Annotated in this window: 16 protein-coding genes; 13 read left to right on the forward strand and 3 right to left on the reverse strand. The window is 49.8% G+C overall.

Going from position 1 to position 19353, the window contains the following annotated elements:
* Window positions 1-7 precede the first annotated feature (7 nt).
* The 5 genes from J2Y43_RS09750 (at window position 8) to J2Y43_RS09770 (ending at window position 4144) form a co-directional block, all read left to right on the forward strand.
* On the forward strand, window positions 8-2137 hold the full coding sequence (locus tag J2Y43_RS09750; RefSeq protein WP_309982000.1) for a glycoside hydrolase family 44 protein: 2130 nt from the start codon (window positions 8-10) through the stop codon (window positions 2135-2137).
* A 55-nt stretch (window positions 2138-2192) separates the two neighbouring features.
* On the forward strand, window positions 2193-3083 hold the full coding sequence (locus tag J2Y43_RS09755; protein ID WP_309982001.1) for a TIM barrel protein: 891 nt from the start codon (window positions 2193-2195) through the stop codon (window positions 3081-3083).
* 69 nt (window positions 3084-3152) lie between these two features.
* Window positions 3153-3470 (forward strand): hypothetical protein, encoded by a 318-nt coding sequence (locus J2Y43_RS09760; RefSeq protein ID WP_309982002.1) that lies wholly within the window; start codon window positions 3153-3155, stop codon window positions 3468-3470.
* 111 nt (window positions 3471-3581) lie between these two features.
* Entirely contained in the window at window positions 3582-3839 is a 258-nt protein-coding gene (locus J2Y43_RS09765) for a hypothetical protein (RefSeq protein ID WP_223400988.1), read from the forward strand.
* Between the two features lie 47 nt (window positions 3840-3886).
* On the forward strand, window positions 3887-4144 hold the full coding sequence (locus J2Y43_RS09770) for a SemiSWEET transporter (RefSeq protein WP_309982003.1): 258 nt from the start codon (window positions 3887-3889) through the stop codon (window positions 4142-4144).
* Between the two features lie 143 nt (window positions 4145-4287).
* Here the strand turns inward: J2Y43_RS09770 and J2Y43_RS09775 are convergent, their stop codons facing one another.
* The gene (locus J2Y43_RS09775) at window positions 4288-4527 is read right to left on the reverse strand and encodes a hypothetical protein (protein WP_309984259.1); all 240 of its coding nucleotides are present in this window, start codon (window positions 4525-4527) and stop codon (window positions 4288-4290) included.
* A gap of 113 nt (window positions 4528-4640) precedes the next feature.
* On the reverse strand, window positions 4641-5798 hold the full coding sequence (locus tag J2Y43_RS09780; RefSeq protein WP_309982004.1) for an alcohol dehydrogenase catalytic domain-containing protein: 1158 nt from the start codon (window positions 5796-5798) through the stop codon (window positions 4641-4643).
* A 266-nt stretch (window positions 5799-6064) separates the two neighbouring features.
* Here J2Y43_RS09780 and J2Y43_RS09785 point away from each other — a divergent pair, with 266 nt between their 5' ends.
* Window positions 6065-6835, forward strand: a complete 771-nt coding sequence (locus J2Y43_RS09785) for a hypothetical protein (RefSeq protein WP_309982005.1) — start codon at window positions 6065-6067, stop codon at window positions 6833-6835.
* Window positions 6836-6948: 113 nt separating this feature from the next.
* Complete coding sequence (locus J2Y43_RS09790) at window positions 6949-9264, forward strand: hypothetical protein (protein ID WP_309982006.1); 2316 nt, start codon at window positions 6949-6951, stop codon at window positions 9262-9264.
* 11 nt (window positions 9265-9275) lie between these two features.
* On the opposite strand, the gene J2Y43_RS09795 is transcribed toward J2Y43_RS09790, so the two are convergent.
* Window positions 9276-10505, reverse strand: coding sequence for a DUF1343 domain-containing protein (locus tag J2Y43_RS09795; protein WP_309982007.1), 1230 nt, complete (start codon window positions 10503-10505; stop codon window positions 9276-9278).
* 244 nt (window positions 10506-10749) lie between these two features.
* Between J2Y43_RS09795 and J2Y43_RS09800 the strand changes: the two genes are divergently transcribed.
* The 6 genes from J2Y43_RS09800 to J2Y43_RS09825 all read left to right on the forward strand — a co-directional run bounded on the left by J2Y43_RS09800 (window position 10750) and on the right by J2Y43_RS09825 (window position 19352).
* Window positions 10750-12486, forward strand: a complete 1737-nt coding sequence (locus J2Y43_RS09800; protein ID WP_309982008.1) for a phospholipase D-like domain-containing protein — start codon at window positions 10750-10752, stop codon at window positions 12484-12486.
* Between the two features lie 142 nt (window positions 12487-12628).
* Window positions 12629-13384, forward strand: a complete 756-nt coding sequence (locus tag J2Y43_RS09805) for a glucose 1-dehydrogenase (protein WP_309982009.1) — start codon at window positions 12629-12631, stop codon at window positions 13382-13384.
* 18 nt (window positions 13385-13402) lie between these two features.
* Window positions 13403-13885 (forward strand): SDR family oxidoreductase, encoded by a 483-nt coding sequence (locus J2Y43_RS09810; protein ID WP_309982010.1) that lies wholly within the window; start codon window positions 13403-13405, stop codon window positions 13883-13885.
* Between the two features lie 111 nt (window positions 13886-13996).
* Complete coding sequence (locus J2Y43_RS09815) at window positions 13997-14611, forward strand: sigma-70 family RNA polymerase sigma factor (protein ID WP_309982011.1); 615 nt, start codon at window positions 13997-13999, stop codon at window positions 14609-14611.
* A gap of 123 nt (window positions 14612-14734) precedes the next feature.
* Window positions 14735-15844 (forward strand): FecR family protein, encoded by a 1110-nt coding sequence (locus J2Y43_RS09820; RefSeq protein WP_309982012.1) that lies wholly within the window; start codon window positions 14735-14737, stop codon window positions 15842-15844.
* 241 nt (window positions 15845-16085) lie between these two features.
* The gene (locus J2Y43_RS09825) at window positions 16086-19352 is read left to right on the forward strand and encodes a TonB-dependent receptor (protein ID WP_309982013.1); all 3267 of its coding nucleotides are present in this window, start codon (window positions 16086-16088) and stop codon (window positions 19350-19352) included.
* The last annotated feature ends 1 nt before the right edge of the window (window position 19353 follow it).

Raw genomic sequence — 19353 nt, forward strand, 5'->3', positions numbered from 1 at the left:
TTTTAAAATGGAAAACCCACTACTTTGCCTGGCAAAAAAGTGCCTGGCCGGGGCTTTGATGTGCAGCATTTCGGCGACGGCTTTTGCCCAGAATGTAACTATTTCAGTAAATGCAACGCAGGACAAACGCCTGATCTCCCCGAACATATACGGAAAAAATGATTTCCTCGACAAATCGGATCAATTCTACAAAGATGCGGGGCTGCGCTTCGCGCGCATGAACGGAGGCAACAATGCATCTGCCTATAACTGGCGCGCAAAGCTGGCGGTCCATCCCGACTGGTACAACAATGTGTACCCCGCCGACTGGGATGCATTGGCCCAAAAGGTCAATAACAACTTTTCCAACATGCAAGGTATGTTTGCCTTTCAGTTATTGGGCCGGGTGGCATCCAATGGCAGTAACAACTTCAATGACTGGGCTTACAACCAATCCCAGTACTGGCAAGGCGTCGGCCAGAACCTGGCTGGCGGAGGGCAAGTAAACCCGGCCGGCGGGACCCAGGCGCTGGTGGATGGGAACATCGACCTGTTCAGCAAGCCCTGGCCGGCAGACTCTTCGGTGGCGATCCTGGACCACTGGTTTGGGACCAATGGGTTGGGGCTCGACAAAAGCCGGTTCCGTTATTGGAGTATGGACAACGAGGTAGATATCTGGAACGGAACGCACGACTGGGCCATGCCGACGTTGATATCGGCCTCCGCATTTATGGACCGCTTCATTGAACTGGCGAAAAAGGCGAAAGCGATCGACCCCGATGTGAAAATTTGCGGCCCGGTAACCACCTCCGAATGGCAATGGTACAGATGGTCCAATGAAAGTATCGTGGTCGACGGCAGGTACTATCCCTGGCTCGAATACTTCATCAAACGCCTCGGCGATGAGTATAAGGCAACCGGCATGAAGCTGGTGGATGTGCTGGATATTCACAACTACCCCTGGTATAATGGGGATGATGCCGCCGCATTGCAGGGCCACCGGATCTATTATGACGAAACCTACGATTACCCGGGTTCGAACGGCATCAGGACGATCAATGGCGGATGGGATACCTCCATTACAAAGCAATATATTTTCAAGCGTATCGACGGCTGGCTGACCGAGCATTTCGGTCCTAATCACGGTATAACACCCGGTGTGAGCGAATGGGGAACCATGTCGGGCAGCAACCCGAGTCTGGAATCGGTTATTTACGCTTCGCATTTGGGTACATTCGCCAACCATGGCGTTGAGTTGTTTACACCATGGAACTGGTCTGTGGGCATGTGGGAAACGCTGCACCTGTTCAGTCGCAATGCCAAAAAGTACAGCGTAGCGAGTACTTCTTCCCTCGAAAATACGGTTTCGGCCTATTCCTCGGTGAGCGAAAGTACCGATTCTTTGACCGTCATGCTTGTAAACCGCGATATGAATGCTTCCCACACGGTGACGATCAACCTGAGTAACTTCACCGTCGCCAATGGAAATTACAAAACCCTGCAATTGGCTTCCTTGCCGGCGACCGAAACGTTTGTGTCGCATACCCAAAATGCTTTGCAGGAAGGCACGGCGGCCGTGAACTCGAATTCGCTGACCATCACCGTCCCCGCACTGTCGACGACGGCCATTTTGCTGGCCAATGAAAATGCACTACCGGTTAGCCTGATCAGTTTTTCGGGAAAGGCATCATCCGAGGGGAATGTATTGCTTTGGAGCACGGCCGAGGAAGTTAACAATGAAGGGTTTGATATTGAAAGAAGCGTAAATGGCGTGATGTTCGAAAAAATCGGTTTCGTAGCAGGCAAAGGTACTTCGTCTGCCAGGAGCGACTACCAGTTTGTTGACAGACAGCCTCTGCTGAATGCTTACTACCGGTTGAAACAGCTGGATGCTGATCAGCGCTATACGTTTTCGAAAAGCATCAATCTTAAAAATGAATCCGGAATCAAGCTGATCGTTTATCCCAATCCGGTCAAAGGAAAATTGCACTTTGATGTGCCTCCTGCCAAAAGGCGGTTGGTCGTCCGGAATATGGCCGGAGTAATCGTCGACGACAAAGCCGATTTTTCAGAGCCCAGTTACGAAACTTCTCATTTGCCAATGGGGCTATACCTGATCACGCTTGGGACCTATACATTCAAGGTAGCGATAGAATGAGCGAAAGGATGGACACAATTAAATGACCCGATTAACCATAACAGTAACCAGTAAAATGAAAAGTACAACCAACAGGCGTACCGCATTAAAAAGTGTCGTTGCAGGAGCTTTGGGCCTGCCGCTGTCGATGACCAACGTCATGGCAGCTTCTCAAAAAGCGCTTGGCCCGAAACTCAACGGAAAAATCAATCACTCGGTTTGCCGCTGGTGCTACGGCAAAATTCCCCTGGAAACGCTGGCGGTGGAAGCGAAGAAAATAGGACTGACTTCCATAGAACTTTGCGGACAGGAAGAATGGCCCATTTTGAAACAACACGGCCTCACCTGCGCGCTTCCGTGGGGAGAAGGGCTCACCAGGAGCCTGGACAGGGGCTTTAATGACCCTAAAAACCATGACGAGCTCATTAAAGGCTTTACCGACCTCATTCCAAAAGTACAGGCTGCGGGCTACAAGCAGGTCATTTGCTTTTCCGGTAACCGCAGGGGTATGAGCGACGCGGACGGCATGATCAACTGCGCCGCGGCATTGCGCAAATTGATGCCGCTCGCTGAAAAACATAACGTTACGCTGGTAATGGAGCTGCTCAATAGCAAAGTGGACCACAAGGATTACATGTGTGACCGTACCGAATGGGGCGCCGCGCTATGTGAAATGGTGGGTTCTGAGAAATTCAAACTGCTTTATGATATTTACCATATGCAAATCATGGATGGCGACGTCATAGCCACCATCCGGAAATACCACCGATACATTGCGCACTATCACACCGGCGGCGTTCCGGGCAGACGGGAAATCGACGAAACGCAGGAACTCAATTATCCGGCTATCATGAAGGCCATTGCCGAAACGGGTTATACAGGCTTCGTTGGTCAGGAGTTTATGCCGAGTCGCAACGATGATCTTGCATCCCTGAAACAGGGTGTTACCATCTGCGATATTGCCTGATATGCCCGGCCGCCGCCCAAAGACTCAATTCCATCCGCTGGCCACTCCCCTCCGGCCAGCGGAATCCCGGTGAATGCATATCCTCCACGGCGCGCAAAGCTCGCGGTCCATCCCGACTGGTTCAACAATGTGTATGGAGCCGATTGGGATGCTGCTGCTCAGAAAATCAATAACAATTTCTCCGGCGTTCAGGGCATGTTTGCTTTTCAGTTGCTGAAAAGAGTGGCATCCAGCGGACAGAACAACTTCCCTGCCTGGGATTACATGCAGGCGCACCCGGGCTGGAATGGTTATCATCAGAATCTGGCGGGTGGAGGGACACCCAATCCGAATGCCTCCGGCGCCGCGCTGGTGGACGGAAACAGGGATTTATTCTCCAAGCCGTAAAAAACAGATGGATGCTTGAACTTCACGCTTAACTGGCGGAGTGCAGGAGTCATTTGCTTGCGACTGGTATGATCTTTTCTAAAGACAGCGCGAAATCAAATCACTGGCATAATGATGAAGGCATTCAAGATAATTTCCATGATGGTTCTTTTGTCCACGGCCGCGCTTACTGGCTGCGATACGATAAACAACAAGGAAAAAAGTACCGATGAGGCGGGGAGTAAATCCCAAACGACCCCTAATGACAGCAGCGGTTCGGAAAGCAGGAAAGACATGGGCCTGGGAGAAGATAATCAGAAAGATTCGCTGGGTTATCCGTCCAACCAATCCAATCTGAATAGTGACTCGACCCGGAAAAAGCATGACTGAGGTGGGCAGGGTAAAAACAGACCGCGAAGGGGTAACTCAATAGGTACATGGAAATGATTGAGATAGTGGGACTTGCGGCGGGGGTATGCACGTCATCATCCGTGCTACCCCAGCTGATTACCACAATTAGGAAGAAAAAAGCCGCCCAGGTGTCAACAGCGATGTTTGTTGTGATGTTGGCAGGGAACGCTTTGTGGGTTTACTACGGGATAGAAAAAAATGACATTCCGATTATCGCTACAAATACTTTTACAGTTTGCCTCAATATTGCGATGCTGATCTTGAAGTTCAAGTATAAGGTTTAAGTGTTTCGTTTTGTACCGCAGGGGGAGACCAGCTGCAATGTTTCGAAGAACTCGGACGCGTCCATGCCGGCAGATGGACATTTTATCTAAGCCGGCTTTTCAACCGGCTTAGATAGTTGGCTTCAGGGCGTATTTTGGCCGACCTAATCATGTCCCTGGGTCTTTACAATTTTATTGTAGATACCCAACAATAGCAGGGGCGCCGCCCACTGCCCTATGAACAAGGCGGTATGTTTGTGCCCGGCTATTTTGAACGCCAGCGATACGCCCATTGAGGCAACAGACGTCCACAGAAATATGTCGGATGGTAATTTAGCAGTTTGCTCTTCGATTGCCTTCGCAACATCACCTTCCTGATGACTTTTATTTTTGTTTGATTCCATGATTGATAAATAAATTGATTGTGAATGTGAAAATTTCGGCGCACTTGCAAAAAAGTGTTCCAGAGGACTAATGGGGAACAAAGCTGCCAGGGCGTTTTGCCCGGCAACTTCAACTATGGCTTGAGCACGACTTTGACGCACTCTTCTTCTTTGTTATTGAAAATTTCATACATCCTTGCGGCTTCTGCCAGCGGTACCTGATGGGTAATAATATCCTGCAAAACCACCTTTTCTTGCTGCACAAGCGATAGCAAGTGATCGATGTACTTGTGGACTGTAGCCTGTCCGCCTTTGATTTGGATTCCCTTGTCAAACCATTGATGCAACGGAAAATTGTCAAACGGTGTACCGTATACGCCTACTACGGTTACCACGCCTCCTCTGCGCACGGCATCCAGGCAATATCCCAATGTTTTCATCGTGCCCACTTCCGCCCTGACAACCCCGAGGGCTTTTTCGATCAGGCTGCGGTCGGCCTCCATACCCACCGCATCCACGCATACGTCTGCCCCATAGCCACCGGTCATCTGACGGATCTGATCTACAGCGTCTGTTTTGGAAGCATTGATGGTCTCAACATTGGCCGCCTTTTTGGCCATTTCCAGGCGGTAATCCAGGATATCAACGCCGATTACCCTGCTTGCCCCCTGTATCCATGCGGCTTTCATGGCCATGATGCCCACCGGACCGCATCCGAACACGACGACGACTTCACCGCCTTTCAATTGGGCCCAGTCTATGGCTGCCCACCCTGTTGGGAATATGTCGGTCAAAAACAACGCCTGGTCGTCGGTCAGGTTTTCCGGCACAACCCTGGGCCCGACGTCTGAGTAGGGCACTCGCACATATTCGGCCTGCCCTCCGTTATAACCGCCATATAAATCGGTATATCCGAAAAGCCCGCCACCCTTGCCTTTCAATAGCCCTCCTTCTGGTCCATAGTGCTCAGGATTAGATTGCTCACAATGGGTATGTAAGTCCATACTGCAAAAATGACAATGCCCGCAGGCAATGGGGAATGGCACAACCACCCGGTCGCCCTTTTTGAGGTTGCTTACACCAGCACCCACTTCCTGGACTATGCCCATGAACTCGTGGCCCAGTACCATATCAGTGGGCTGGGGAAACAAGCCATTATAAATGTGTAGGTCCGAGCCACAAATAGCTGTGGAGGTTACCTGCAAAATGGTGTCACGCGGGGTTTCAATGCGCGGATCTTCCAGCTGATCCACGCTGACATCTTTCTTTCCATGAAAAACTAAGGCCTTCATTGCTGATGATTGTTTGGTGAAGGCGCTTACTTAACAATTATTATGCCCGCCATTCGGTTGTTTTGTAGCAAAATCGTAATGAAAGAAACGACCTAAGTCTTAATTAAATGAGCTGCTGCATGGCGCGGCGAGATACCGGACTTTAATTGCGACATTAACAGTAGTCTTTTTTCTGAGGATCGCAGCGTATTTGTAGACATGGGTAGTATTTGACTCACAGTTACTTATGTTTTGTAACTTCTGTCAACCTTACTGCTCTGCAAAAAATGAAAACTCGTCCGCTTGTTAAAATCGCAGCGATGTCTGCCGTATTTATAACGGCTATGGCTTTTTCCTGCCAGGATCACCACATTCCCGATCCCGTCACCCATTGCGAGCGCGTAGATGGGGGCGCCCGCGCCTTCCCGTGTGAATTTGAAATTGTAAAACTGGAATTCCTTCGCGGTACTACCAATCAGGTAGTAAGCACCTTTCGGCCTGGCGACGCCACGGTTGCATTGCCTATCAATGCGTCACAGGCCTACTTCTGGCTTTCGATGCATTCCAGTGTTTATTTGCAGTACCGGGTGCGCGTACATGTGAAACGGATTGCGCCCGCTTCATCTCAGCCGATCGACGGCTACGAATTGGTCTATTACCGCATGGCTCCGATTGTGCCGGGATACCCTCCCGTTTATGACGATGTCGTTAATGAGCCGGGCGTTGTACAGTCGGCTGGTAACACCCTGCCGCTTTCTCCTGCAAAAAGGCCCGTCACTTTCGATATGCCCGTGGGTGAAACACGAACGGCCGAATTGCTCGTTACCCTCGGCTTCGACTACGAGATGCTCGGCGGCGTGTATAGCGGAGAAATGGTGATTGGAGTCGTAAACAACACAACGGCTCTTAAACTGTTTGGCGCCCCGTACAACTATAACCGTGGAAGAGACATTCAGGAGGCAAGACTGTCGTTTGTGCCGGAACCGACTTGCGAGCAGAACGCCAATTGCCAGATACTCAATCAGGGGATGTGGCAGGCGCCTGATTGGCCGTATTAGCGATTGGCGGCACGAGCGTCGGGATCGGCGATCCGGAGAGTCCGTTTAAACCCCAATTCAGTATTATTATCTGAGCTTCCCGAACAGCTCGGAAATGTTAATTCATCGGATCAATGACTTTCACACGAAAAGAATTTTTGAGAACAGCCACAGTGGCTACGGCTGGTTTGCTTACCCTGCCTTCGGCTTTTGCGTTTCGCTCCATTGAAAAACAGGCCCTTGCATTATCCCATTTTCCGGACAGAGTGCATGCGTTTCTATGGCGAAACTGGGGGTTGGTGTCGGTCGACCGACTTGCGGCAGTAACCGGAGCAAAGCCTGAGGATATATACAAACTGGCTGCCGCAATAGGTCTGCCCGAGGTAAAAGCGGTTTCGCCGGATCAGCAGCAACGGAGTTATCTAACGGTGATCAGGCGAAACTGGCACCTGCTACCCAGGGAACAAATGCTTGAACTGCTGGGCTGGACCGACGAGCAGCTGACATTCACATTGCAGGAAGACGATTTTTTCTACATCAAGCTCGGGAGTATCAAGCCGGAATGTGAGCCGATCAGGTTCAGCGCAACCTCGGAAGCGGTGCAGAAGCAGGTGAAATGGCTCTCCACCGTTATCCGGGAGGAGTTCGTGACCGGGTTTCCGCAGCACGACGAACCGCTTTTCCAGTTTGTAAAGGAATTGTCAAAAGCGCAGGAAAAAGTAGAACGGCAAAGCTCGTCCGGCTTCTCGCCCCGGTTCGGCTATGCGTACTTCGCTCTTTTCGGCGATCCGCTGTTGCAGTCCGAAATCGACCCATACCCCGATGGATACCTGGCTCAGATGTCGGCCTCGGGAATCGATGGTACCTGGTTGCATATCGTACTCTCCAAGCTCACCCCGTTTCCATGGGACCCGTCGGTAAGCGACCATTGGGAAAAGCGGCTGGAAAATCTGGGAAAACTGGTTGAAAAGGCGGGAAAGCACGGGATAGGGATCTATCTGTACCTCAATGAGCCACGATTCATGCCCCTGGCGTTCTTTCAGGAACATCCTGAGCTGAAAGGCGTACAGATCGGCGAGCAGGCAGCGTTGTGTACCAGTCATCCCGATGTACAGAAATATCTGATCGACTCGATGGCGATGATCACCTCGCGGGCACCCGGGCTGGCTGGTTTCTTTTCAATTACCGCCTCGGAAAACCATACGCATTGCTGGTCGCATGGAAAAGGCGCCGAATGTCCGCGTTGTTCCAAAAGGGGGCCGTCGGCTGTAATCGCCGAGCTGAACCAGCTCTATCTGAACGGTATCAGCCAGGGAGTAGCCACCGCCCAAGTGGAAAAAGGTCCCCGACTAATCGCCTGGGATTGGGGCTGGAAAGACGGCTGGGCAGAGGAAATCATTCCCGCATTACCCAAAAGTGCTGCGCTGATGAGCGTCAGTGAATGGGACCTGGAAATCAACAGGGGCGGGGTGCAAAACAAGGTGGGCGAATATTCGATCTCGTCCGTAGGGCCGGGACCACGGGCAGCGAGGCATTGGGATATCGCCCGGAAAAATGGTCTGAAAACCATTGCGAAGATCCAGGCCGGTTGTACCTGGGAGATTGCGGCCGTGCCATACATTCCGGCGATGGAGAACGTCGCGCGGCATGCCGAAAACCTGCGAAATGCACGTGTCGATGGCCTGATGCTGGGCTGGACACTGGGCGGTTATCCGTCGCCCAATCTGGAAGTCGTGGCCGAAATGGGCAATAGCAAAACCATCACGGGCAGGGAAGCCATGCAGAAAGTCGCCAGCCGCCGGTATGGCGCGGCCGGCGATGCGGTGACAAAAGCATGGCAGCAGTACAGTCAGGGATTCAGCGAATTCCCATACCATATCGGCGTAGTTTATTCGGCGCCATTGCAGGCAGGTCCTTCGAATTTGTTATGGGCGAAGCCTACGGGCTACAAGGCGAGTATGGTGGGGCTGCCGTATGACGATGTGAATAGCTGGCGGGCAAACTATCCCGTTGAAATTTTTATTTCCCAGATGCAAAAAGTGGCGCGTCGCTTCGAGCAAGCGCAGGCGGAGCTCAGACGCGAAACGGCAGGCTTGAAATTGCCGGCAGGATTCCGCAAAGCTTTGACAGATGAATGCGGCGTGGCCGAAACAATTGCCATACATTACAGCAGTGTCGCTAACCAGGCGTCGTTTGTGGTGGCTCGGGATAAACTCTCGCTTGAAAAGGACAAGGGAAAAGCGATGGAGCTTATCGCGGCAATCGAACGTGTCCTTCGTGACGAAATCTCCCTGGCCAAACGAATGGCGCAATTGCAGGGCGGCGATAGCCGGCTTGGATTCGAAGCTTCCAACCATTATTTCTACGTGTGTAACGACCTGGCCGAGAAAGTAATCAACTGCCGCGACTTGCTGGATCATTGGCTCCCGGAGGTGCGAAGCATGTGGTAACAGCTCCTTTCTCAGGGGTACAGGAGATACTTCTTTCTGATCTCCTTGAACTGCTGCAATCCGGGCTCCCAGCTTTTTCTGATGTCCGCTTCCGATACGCCGGCTATGATCTGTTTTCTCAATTGATCGGTTCCTATGCGCAGGTCAAACGCGGATATATCCTGATTGGCCCTTCCGGGAGTAAAGAAATGGGCCTTATCCGGATATGCATTATACAGCTCGATGAGCCACGCCAAATTGATCTGGCGGCTCTTCCGGAGACTTGCGATATCGTATTCCCGAAGGTCGAGCCCGTAGCAAACGGAGTCTTTGTGATTGGGTCGCTCACTCATTCCGGGAATACCGACCGGTTTATAAGAAAATGCATACTTGCCTTTCAATGCAGGCGCTCCCAGAATCGTAAACGGCATATAGGTTCCTCTGCCTTCGTTAATGGCGGTTCCCTCGAACATACATAAGCTGGGGAAAAGCATGACAGCTTGCTGGGTATTCAAATTGGGCGAGGGATTGATCGGCAATACATATGGCATATCATGGTCATAATTAGCGACCTTGATGATCTTTATTTTACATTTTTTGGGCAGATAACCTTCACCGTTCAGGTATTGGGCAAACTCCCCGATGGTCATGCCGTGTGTCATAGGCGTATAATGAATGCCGATGGCCGATTTGAATCGATCGTCGGTCATCACGGGGCCGTCTACCACATATCCGTTTGGATTGGGCCTGTCGAGAATGAGCAGCTCTTTATCATTTTCTCCGCAAGCTTCCATCACATATTCAAGGGTATTGATATTGGTATAATAGCGACATCCGACATCCTGAATATCAAATACAAGAAGATCGATATCCGCCAGTTGTTCTTTTGTCGGTTTCTGGTTTTTACCATATAGTGAGATAATTGGAATGCCGGTTTTGGCATCCGTCTCATTATTTACTGCGGCCCCATTACTGGCATTGCCCCGGAAACCATGTTCAGGTCCAAATACTTTAACAATTTTAATGCCCAGGCTCAGCAAGCTGTCCACACTGCTCCTCGTACCGATGATAGAACTCTGATTGGCCACCAGGCCGATTCGTTTTCCTTTTAGAAGACGTAAATACTTTTCCGTTTGATCTGCACCTGTGATAATTTCCTGCTTGCCGGATATGCGTTGTTTGGATGATGCAATTTGCGCGATACATTCGATGGTACCGGCTGACAGAATCGTCAAAAAAAGTATAGAAATAAGTTTGGTCATTTTGGCAAGGGTTGTGATTGAGTTATTACTATTCTTAGCAGGCAGGAAGCTGCTTAGTGGCAAAGGGCAAATTAACCAATTTAGGTGATTGAAATGTATTCGGATGGATAACGGCTTATGCCAAGTTTTTACCGAAAACTAACTTCATAAAAAGATAACGGCAATCAGGGGCAAGAGCGATAGCGTTTTTTGTAACTTGTAATACATCTTAATCGTCTGAAAATCAATCTTATTCCGTCGTGGTATGTCAAAAAAAGTAAGCCTGGTGCCAGCGGCGACGCCGGAACCTAAAACCCAGTTAGCCAAGCCATTTATAAGGGCTGTCGGCAACAATGACCAGATTATTATCGCCTGGCGATACGAAGGGGCAATTAAAGATTGCATTGGTTTTGCGGTTTACAGGCAAATGAATAATGAGACAGAAGCGGAGGCAGATGCATTGCCTAATCGCATTGGTTTTGCAGGAGAACCATTCAGAAAGGGTGAACAGCGCCCCAGCTTTGAATGGCCGATCCAACGTTTTGTGTGGACAGATTTTTCAATCAGCCATGGAGACAAAGCCCGTTACAAGGTAGTGCCGATTTTATATGATGGGATACAATTGCGAAAAGACACTGATAATACATCCGATTGGACGCCCTATATTTTTGCTGACACGGGAATTGACCTTGAAGGAGGTAAGTCTCCATATCATGCCTATTTTAATCGTGGGGTAGTTTCGTCCCAGTTTTTTTCCAGAATGAGAGAAAGCCTGGCCGACGAACTACCCGGAACGACCCTTGCGGCGATCATCAACGGAGATAACAATAGAGTCAGGGACTTTTTGGGAGGTTTTCTGGATAACAGGCTGTTCGGTCTATTGGATCAGGTAATATCGGATGAAGAAATTACCGTTTATTCAGCGCTTTATGAACTGCACCAGGAAGATTTCGTTGCCAAGTTATGTCAGATTGGTGCGCGGGCAAACATTGTGCTCGCCAATGGGGCTGCCAAGAAAAAAGGCGAGGATAAAAATGAAGATTCGAGAAAGCGGATCAAGCAGGCGCAAGTGAACGTATATGATCGCATTGTCGACGTTACCCAGAAGCATTTTGCGCACAACAAGTTTATCGTGATCTGCAAAAACGGTAAGCCGTTGAAGGTTTGGACGGGAAGTACCAACATCACCTCTGGAGGAATGTTTGCGCAGGTAAACAATGCAATTCTGATTGAAAACGAAACGCTTGCAAAGATCTACATGGATGAATGGCTTGCACTAGTGGATGATACGCAAAATAATGCAAGTGGCTATGGGCAGGCATTGTATGATCATAACAAGAATGCAAAAACGTTCACTAATAATGGCAGCAGGGTTTGGTTTTCTCCGACAAGGGATTTCAAAGACTTGGAGGATGTGGAGCTTATTTTAGAAGGAGCAAAGCAAAGTGTTTTATTCTTGATGTTTAACCCGGGACCGGCTAATACTTTCTTTAACTACATACAGGACTTACAGGCACGCAAGTCAAAATTGTTTATTCATGGAATTATCAATCAGGATCCGGGAGCATCTATGCATAAGCCACTGATTTTCTTTCATAAGGGACAGAAAATCGAAGCGGATTGGGATGCTATTCTGCCCAAAAGTATCCCTGAGGCATTCGCATTTTGGTACAAAGAAATTACCGCGGGATTGGTTACCATACATAGCAAGGTGTTAGTTGTAGACCCTTTTGGCGATAAACCTTACGTGATCACCGGTTCGCATAACTTTGGGCCCAAAGCGAGCAAAACCAATGACGAAAATTTGCTGATCATTCAGGATGCGTCTTTGGCCGCCCAGTACGCGGTCAATATCATGGCCGTTTACGATCACTACCGCTGGCGCTATTCGTTGTTCAATCAGGTTAGCAGCTTCTCCGGACTCACCCGGGACAGGGAGTGGATGACCGACTACATGACTGATCCGATCCGCATGAAGGAGCTGGATTTCTGGATCCATTAAGTTTATGCCTATCGTTCTGACGGGGCTCGCACTGCATATGTTACTTTGTTACCCGGATGTCACCGTTACTTTTTGCTACAAAGTTACGAAAAGTAACCAGATCGTCGGAACTTTGCATTCCAAACTTAAATGGATTGACAAAGTGAACAAACTAGCAAACAAAGTAGCCCTGGTAACGGGCGCATCTAAAGGCATAGGCGCGGCGATCGCCAAACAATTTGCCGCAGAAGGCGCAAAAGTAGTTGTGAATTACGCATCGAGTAAGGAAGATGCCGATAAGGTGGTGCAAGCCATTACCGAGAACGGCGGCAGAGCCATTGCCGTGAAGGGGGATGTGTCCAAAGAAGAGGAGATAGCGGCCCTATTCGAACAGGCCAAAACCGCATTTGGTACACTGGACATTCTGGTGAATAATGCGGGCATCTACCAATATGAGCCGATCGAGCAGGTATCGGCCGGTACGTTCCATGGGCAGTTCAACATCAATGTGCTTGGCTCCATTCTCGCTATCCAGGAGTCGTTGAAACTCTTCGGTGATACAGGCGGCAATATCATCAACATCAGCTCCGAGGCAGGCCGAACGCCGCTTCCGACAGGGTCGGTTTATTCGGCCACCAAAGCCGCGCTCGATGCCATCACCGTTTCCTTATCCAAGGAATTCAGCGGTAAAAACATACGCATCAACTCCATTCTGCCCGGCGTGGTAGAGACCGAAGGTTCGCGCAGCGCAGGTTTTATTGGTAGTGATTTCGAAAAGAAGCTCGTTGACACTACGCCGCTGGGCCGCACCGGACAACCCGATGATATTGCCAAAGTAGCCGTTTTTCTGGCGTCGGACGATGCCGCCTGGATCACCGGCGAGAAAATCTCCGTTTCAGGCGGGATTTACGGGCTGTAAGCGCTCCCGATCAGCGATGTGACCGAGGAAGGTTACGACCGGTACATGGATTTGAACCTTAAAAGTGCCTATTTCACCGTTCAAAAATCGCTGCCATACCTGAGCGATGGAGCGTCGGTTATCCTGATCGGATCAAGCGCTGCCCACCGTGCCGCGCCGGGCATGGCGATTTACAGCGCGGCCAAAGCGGCCATTATCTCGCTGGCGAAAGGGCTCTCACTGGATTTGCTATCCAGAAACATCCGGGTCAATACGCTTTCACCCGGCTCGATCGATACACCCGTTTTTGGCAAGCTTGTACCCGAAGAGCATTTGGAGCAGGTTAAGCAAACATGGATCGATATGATCCCGGTGGGCAAGCAAGGCCTGCCGTCCGACATTGGAAAAGCGGCAGACTTTTTAGCGAAAGTCTGCCGCTTTTCTTTACACCGGCCTTCCTGCACCGCCGGCATATGGAATGATTTATCCGCGGCCGCGGACAGCCTCGAAAGAATTTGTTAATTTACATCGGGAAACGCCGGGAAACTGTGCTGACCCGCCTATGAGCCCGGAGTGGCTCAAATTAAGAAAATTCGACACCTAACGATTATCCAGGATACGAGGCACCTACAAATGGATCTTATCTACGCCACACAGGAAAGGGAGATTAGTGATGAGCTCTGGAGTCAATTCAAAGCCGGCAATCCTGATGCTTTGGGCCGGTTGGCAGATATTCATCACCGGAGCCTGCTCAATTACGGGACCAAATTTTCCCGTGATCTGGAATTTATCCGTGATTGTATCCAGGACGTTTACCTTCAGTTATGGGAAAGAAAGCTTTTCCTTGCCGAGGATACCGTGGTTAAACCCTACCTGTTCAAATCGTTGCGCAATAAAATCTTCAAGGAAAGTGTCCGCCTGAAACGCCTTGGTGAGTCGTCGGAACTGTTGTTCGAACCGGAGGATTCTTCCGGGACTATCGAGAGCAGTCTCATTGAAGACGAAGCCCAGAATCGGGAACTGTACCGGCTTAATCTGATCCTTTCCCGGCTTTCCAAACGGCAGCGGGAGATTATTTATCTTCGTTATTACCAGGGACTCGGCAACGATGAAATTGCTGAAATTATGGACATCGGCAAGCCCGGCGTAGCCAATCTCCTCTCCAAAACCCTGCGTGAAATACGTGAGCAATGGGGCGCCTACATTTGGGCTCTTTGTTGCTACTTTCTTTGGCTAAAAGGGCATTAGGTAGCATTTAAATGGCCTTTTTGAAATTTTTTTGAAAAATAATGGTGATAAACCGGTGATTCGCGGATAATCATACCAAACGAGTGTGTTCGTGCACATCGGGAATCTTTCCAGTCACCATTTATGAGCAACAAAAGCAATATCGGATTTGAAGAGTTAGCAGGCAACCACGCATTCCGCAAGTGGATTTTAAACCCTGCGGATCCTTCTGCGTCTTTTTGGGAGGGCTGGATGAAAGAGGACGAAAGCAGGCGCGAAGTGGTGGAAAAAGCCAGGTGGTTTGTACTGGCTCTGGAAGAACAGTTTGGAGAAGTCACCGATGAGAAAATAGTACAGGAGGATATCAGGAAGTTGATCGACGGTGTGAAAGACAGGAACACGCGGACTTCCGCCGTTCCCGGTTCACGCAGCATTTGGAGAAAGGGGTACTTCTGGCGGATCGCCGCCTCATTGATCCTGTTGGGAAGCCTGGGGCTATGGTATGCCCAAATGAAAAAGACCGAAGTGCCTGCCATCGTACAGACTTACACGGGCTCGAAAAATACCGAATGGCTTGCCAAAGCAAACAGCGACGATCAGACATTGACGGTTTTGTTGAGTGATGGCTCCGTCGTGATGCTGGAAAAGGGCGGGGAACTGATCTATCCTGCCGATTTTTCGGGAAAGAACCGGGCGGTGTATTTGAAAGGGGATGCGTTTTTTGATGTGACGAAGGATGCGAGAAAGCCCTTCCTGGTCTTCGCAGGCCAAACAGTAACCAAAGTGCTGGGCACCAGCTTTCGGATCAGAACCAACAAAGAGGATGGCGGTGTGCTGGTGGCGGTGAAAACCGGAAAAGTGTCGGTATACAATCAAAATGAGTTCAGGAATGATGGCGCCGACTCGGCTGCGAGCGTTGTGCTGACGCCCAACGAGGGAGTTGTTTTTAATGCAAAAGCCAAAAAGAATGAAAAGGAGCCAATCCGCGACCTGACGATACTCGAAAGCTTACCGGATGTTTCGGATGTCGTTTTTGAAGAACGGCCGGTTTCTGAGGTGTTCGACAGCATTGAAAAGAAATACGGAATTGAAATTGATTATGATAAAGCCCGGCTGTCTTCCTGCATCGTATCGACCGTTTTCAGGGAAGAAGGCTTGAAACAAAGATTACATGCAACCTGCACGGCAATCGGAGCAACGTATAGCGTAAAGGGTGAGAAAGTTACCGTGCATTTAGCGAAAGGCTGTAAATAAGAATGTGAATCAACTACCTAACTATATCGTAACCTCTAAACCGCTTTCCTGCCTATGAATTAGTCGTATTCACAAAAAAAGCCAGCAGTGTTTGCCCCACTACTGACTTCCATTTTTCCCGGAGCTGTGCAAGCGTCCTTCGCAAAAAGGACACGGGAGCAATTTGTCCGATTCTGAAAAGAACAAATCATTCAAAAGTATGAAAAAACGTCGACAAAGAACTCAGCTGTTACTGATAGCAATGAGAATTTCATTTTACCAACTTTTACTGGCCGGTTTGTTCGCGGGGGTTTCGTTCGCGAACACTGCGGGTGCGCAGGAGCTTTTGAAGCAAAAGGTGTCCATTCATGTTAAAAATCAGGAGATTAAAAGTGTCCTGAAAGAACTTGATAAAATTTGCGACGTACATTTTACCTATGCGCCGTCGATTTTTCCGGCCCGGCATCGGGTAAATGTTCAGGTAAGTAACAAGTCCCTGGGAGAGGTTTTGGATGAACTGCTTACCCCACTGGAGGTAAGCTACCAGGTAGACGGCCAGCAAGTGATCCTGAAAAAGGAGGAAAATGAACCCGACCCGACGGCCGACGGAGTACATAACTCCACATCGCTGGACAAGCAGATCAAAGGAACCGTGAAAGACGAAAAAGGTGACCTGCTGGCCGGCGTTACGATCATGGTGAAAGGATCGAATCAGGGGACGGTAACCGATGCGGCGGGGAGTTTTACGCTCAATTTGGCAGATACGGATGTAAGTACTGCGGTACTGGTTTTTAGCTTCGTGGGATACCAGTCCACTGAGGTTCCGGCCAATGGGCAAACGGTTTTCGACATTGCTTTGCAGCCGTCTGTAAACCTGTTGGAGCAGGTGGTGGTAACAGGTTACGGATCAAAGAAGGCGAAATACCTTTCCAGTTCTGTGGCGGTGATACCCAATGAGAAATTGCGGGATGTTACTTCGAATGAGTTGTCGAGCCTCTTGCAAGGTAAAGCCCCCGGCGTGGTGGTATCGACCAGCTCGGGAGATCCCACCAGCGGATCGAATATCCTGATCCGCGGGGCAGGTACCATTTCGGCCAGCACAGCCCCGTTGATTATTGTGGACGGCAATATCGGTGGATCTTATAATCCTACTGATATCGAGTCTGTTACCGTTTTGAAAGATGCTGCCGCTACCGGTTTGTACGGATCCCGCGCCGCGAATGGGGTGATCATCATTACGACCAAGATGGGTAAAGCGGGTAATACCAAAATCGATTTCAGCACCACTCTGGGCTTTGCCGAAGCCACAACCGGAAAGTTCAAACTGATGAATTCGCAGCAGTTGTACGATTATCAGAAAACATTTTACGACCGCGACCCGTCTATCGTGAATACCAACACCAATTGGTGGGACCTGGCGTTCAGAAAGGGTTTTGTGAACAGCTACACTTTATCGGCGTCGGGAGGTTCGGATAAGACCCAGTTTTACGTTTCCGGTAATTATTACAAGGAGCAAGGCACCGTTTTGGAAAATGATAAAACCGGCTATAATTTCCGCTCTAATATCACTTCTCAATTGACTAAAAAGTTGAAATTGAGTGTATTGTTCAATGGTATTTTCACGCAGGACAATTACGAAAACAGTGGTACGCTTTACGATGCCTACGTAAACATGCCTTTCGACGCGGCATATGATGCAGCCGGAAGCCCTATCGACGGCCGGACAGCGACCAATTGGCAAGGGAGGGACCGCGAAAACTTTTTACATTCCCTTCCATACAACTATTCGAAAGCAAGAAGCCTTAATCTCAATACGGACGTCAACCTGGATTATGCCATCACACCCAAGCTCACGTTCTCGACTTATAACCGCGTGCGCTTTTTCGATTACAACGACGCCAGTTATTACGATAAAAGAACCAAGCAGGGTGGTGCGAACGGGGGCGAATTGTACAATTCCCGATCTTACACCAGCCGTATACTCACTTCGAACAGATTACGGTACGAAGAGAGTTTCGGATTGCACAACCTTGCTGTGCTCGCAGTAGGCGAAGCGGAGCGTAATTATTATGACGATGCGTCACTTTCGGGCAAAGGGCTTCCTCCGGGAAGAGATGTGATGTCGGTAGCCACGGATATCATCAACAACCCGACTGGCGGCAATGACCAATACAGTTTCAGCAAATACCTCGCGCAGGCCGACTACAATTTTGACAACCGTTATTTCGCGATCGCGTCTTTTGTGCATGAGTATTCTTCCAAATTCGGGAGCAATAATCCGGCGGGTAATTTCTATCAGCTGGGCGGTTCGTGGATCGTCAGCAATGAAAGCTTCATGAAGGAATGGAAAACCATCAGCTTTTTGAAGCTCCGCGCCAGCTACGGAACAGTCGGTAATGCCGATGGGATATCGAATTATGCGGCGCTAGGGCTGTATAGTATTTCGCAAGACGCCAGTTATGCCGGCCTTCCGGGAGCGGCCCCCTCGCAGAAGGGTAACCCCGATTTGTCTTGGGAGAAAATGAAAACGGCCAATGTTGGTGCGGAAATCGGTTTGTTCAACAACAGGCTCGATCTGACCGTCGACGCGTACGAGAAAAAATCAAGCGCGCTTTTGTACAAACAACCATTGCAGGCTACAACCGGTTACAGCTATCGCTGGGTAAATGCGGGAGCCGTCAGAAACCGTGGTATGGAATTCAGCGCTACCTCGAAAAACATCGTAGGCGTATTTAACTGGGAAACGAACCTGAATGTATCCTTTAACCGCAATAAGGTTTTGGAGCTTAGCGACGGAGCGGCGGTATTCAACTCCGGTGCGCGCCAGCCGATCGCCGTAGGGCACAATATGGATGAATGGAACCTGCCCATCTGGGCTGGTGTGGATCCCCAGAATGGAGATCCGTTGTGGGAGAAAATCGTGACCGATGCCGACGGCGCGAAATACAAAGTACTGACCAACTCTTACAGCTCGGTGGCCACGGCGCAATCGCGGCAGTTTACGGGAACTTCGGCGGCTCCGAAATTCACGGGCGGGTTGAGTAACACCTTTTCTTACAAAGGCATAACCCTGAGCACGTTTTTCAATTTCGTATATGGTAATGAGATCTATAACAACAGCCGGGCGTATTTCGATAACGACGGTTTATACGAAAGCTACAATGCAATGGTTTTGGCCAAAGGGTGGAGCAGATGGGAAAAACCGGGCGATATCGCCACGCATCCCAAGCCGATCGTGGGCGGAAATCATGACTCCAACCAATCGTCGTCGAGATACCTGGAAGACGGAAGTTATATCCGTTTGCGAAACATCAAACTGAGCTATGCCTTGCCGGCAGCCTGGCTTGGTAAAAGCGGAATCTCTAATCTGAATATCTTCCTGAGCGGGGATAACCTCTGGACTGCAACCAAATTCTCGGGCCCGGATCCGGAAGTGTCATTTACCCAAACCGATCTCAGCTCCGGGGTTTCCAGTTTCAAATATCCGATCAGCAAGAAATTCCTGTGCGGAGTAAATATTTCATTCTAAA

Source organism: Dyadobacter sp. BE31 (assembly GCF_031457695.1).
Lineage (GTDB): Bacteria > Bacteroidota > Bacteroidia > Cytophagales > Spirosomataceae > Dyadobacter.

Bases quoted from the DNA above. Each gene is read 5' to 3' on its own strand.
- J2Y43_RS09750 (WP_309982000.1), top strand. From the start codon at position 8: ATGGAAAACCCACTACTTTGCCTGGCAAAAAAGTGCCTGGCCGGGGCT.
- J2Y43_RS09755 (WP_309982001.1), top strand. From the start codon at position 2,193: ATGAAAAGTACAACCAACAGGCGTACCGCATTAAAAAGTGTCGTTGCA.
- J2Y43_RS09765 (WP_223400988.1), top strand. From the start codon at position 3,582: ATGATGAAGGCATTCAAGATAATTTCCATGATGGTTCTTTTGTCCACG.
- J2Y43_RS09770 (WP_309982003.1), top strand. From the start codon at position 3,887: ATGGAAATGATTGAGATAGTGGGACTTGCGGCGGGGGTATGCACGTCA.
- J2Y43_RS09775 (WP_309984259.1), bottom strand. From the start codon at position 4,527: ATGGAATCAAACAAAAATAAAAGTCATCAGGAAGGTGATGTTGCGAAG.
- J2Y43_RS09780 (WP_309982004.1), bottom strand. From the start codon at position 5,798: ATGAAGGCCTTAGTTTTTCATGGAAAGAAAGATGTCAGCGTGGATCAG.
- J2Y43_RS09785 (WP_309982005.1), top strand. From the start codon at position 6,065: ATGAAAACTCGTCCGCTTGTTAAAATCGCAGCGATGTCTGCCGTATTT.
- J2Y43_RS09790 (WP_309982006.1), top strand. From the start codon at position 6,949: ATGACTTTCACACGAAAAGAATTTTTGAGAACAGCCACAGTGGCTACG.
- J2Y43_RS09795 (WP_309982007.1), bottom strand. From the start codon at position 10,505: ATGACCAAACTTATTTCTATACTTTTTTTGACGATTCTGTCAGCCGGT.
- J2Y43_RS09800 (WP_309982008.1), top strand. From the start codon at position 10,750: ATGTCAAAAAAAGTAAGCCTGGTGCCAGCGGCGACGCCGGAACCTAAA.
- J2Y43_RS09815 (WP_309982011.1), top strand. From the start codon at position 13,997: ATGGATCTTATCTACGCCACACAGGAAAGGGAGATTAGTGATGAGCTC.
- J2Y43_RS09820 (WP_309982012.1), top strand. From the start codon at position 14,735: ATGAGCAACAAAAGCAATATCGGATTTGAAGAGTTAGCAGGCAACCAC.
- J2Y43_RS09825 (WP_309982013.1), top strand. From the start codon at position 16,086: ATGAGAATTTCATTTTACCAACTTTTACTGGCCGGTTTGTTCGCGGGG.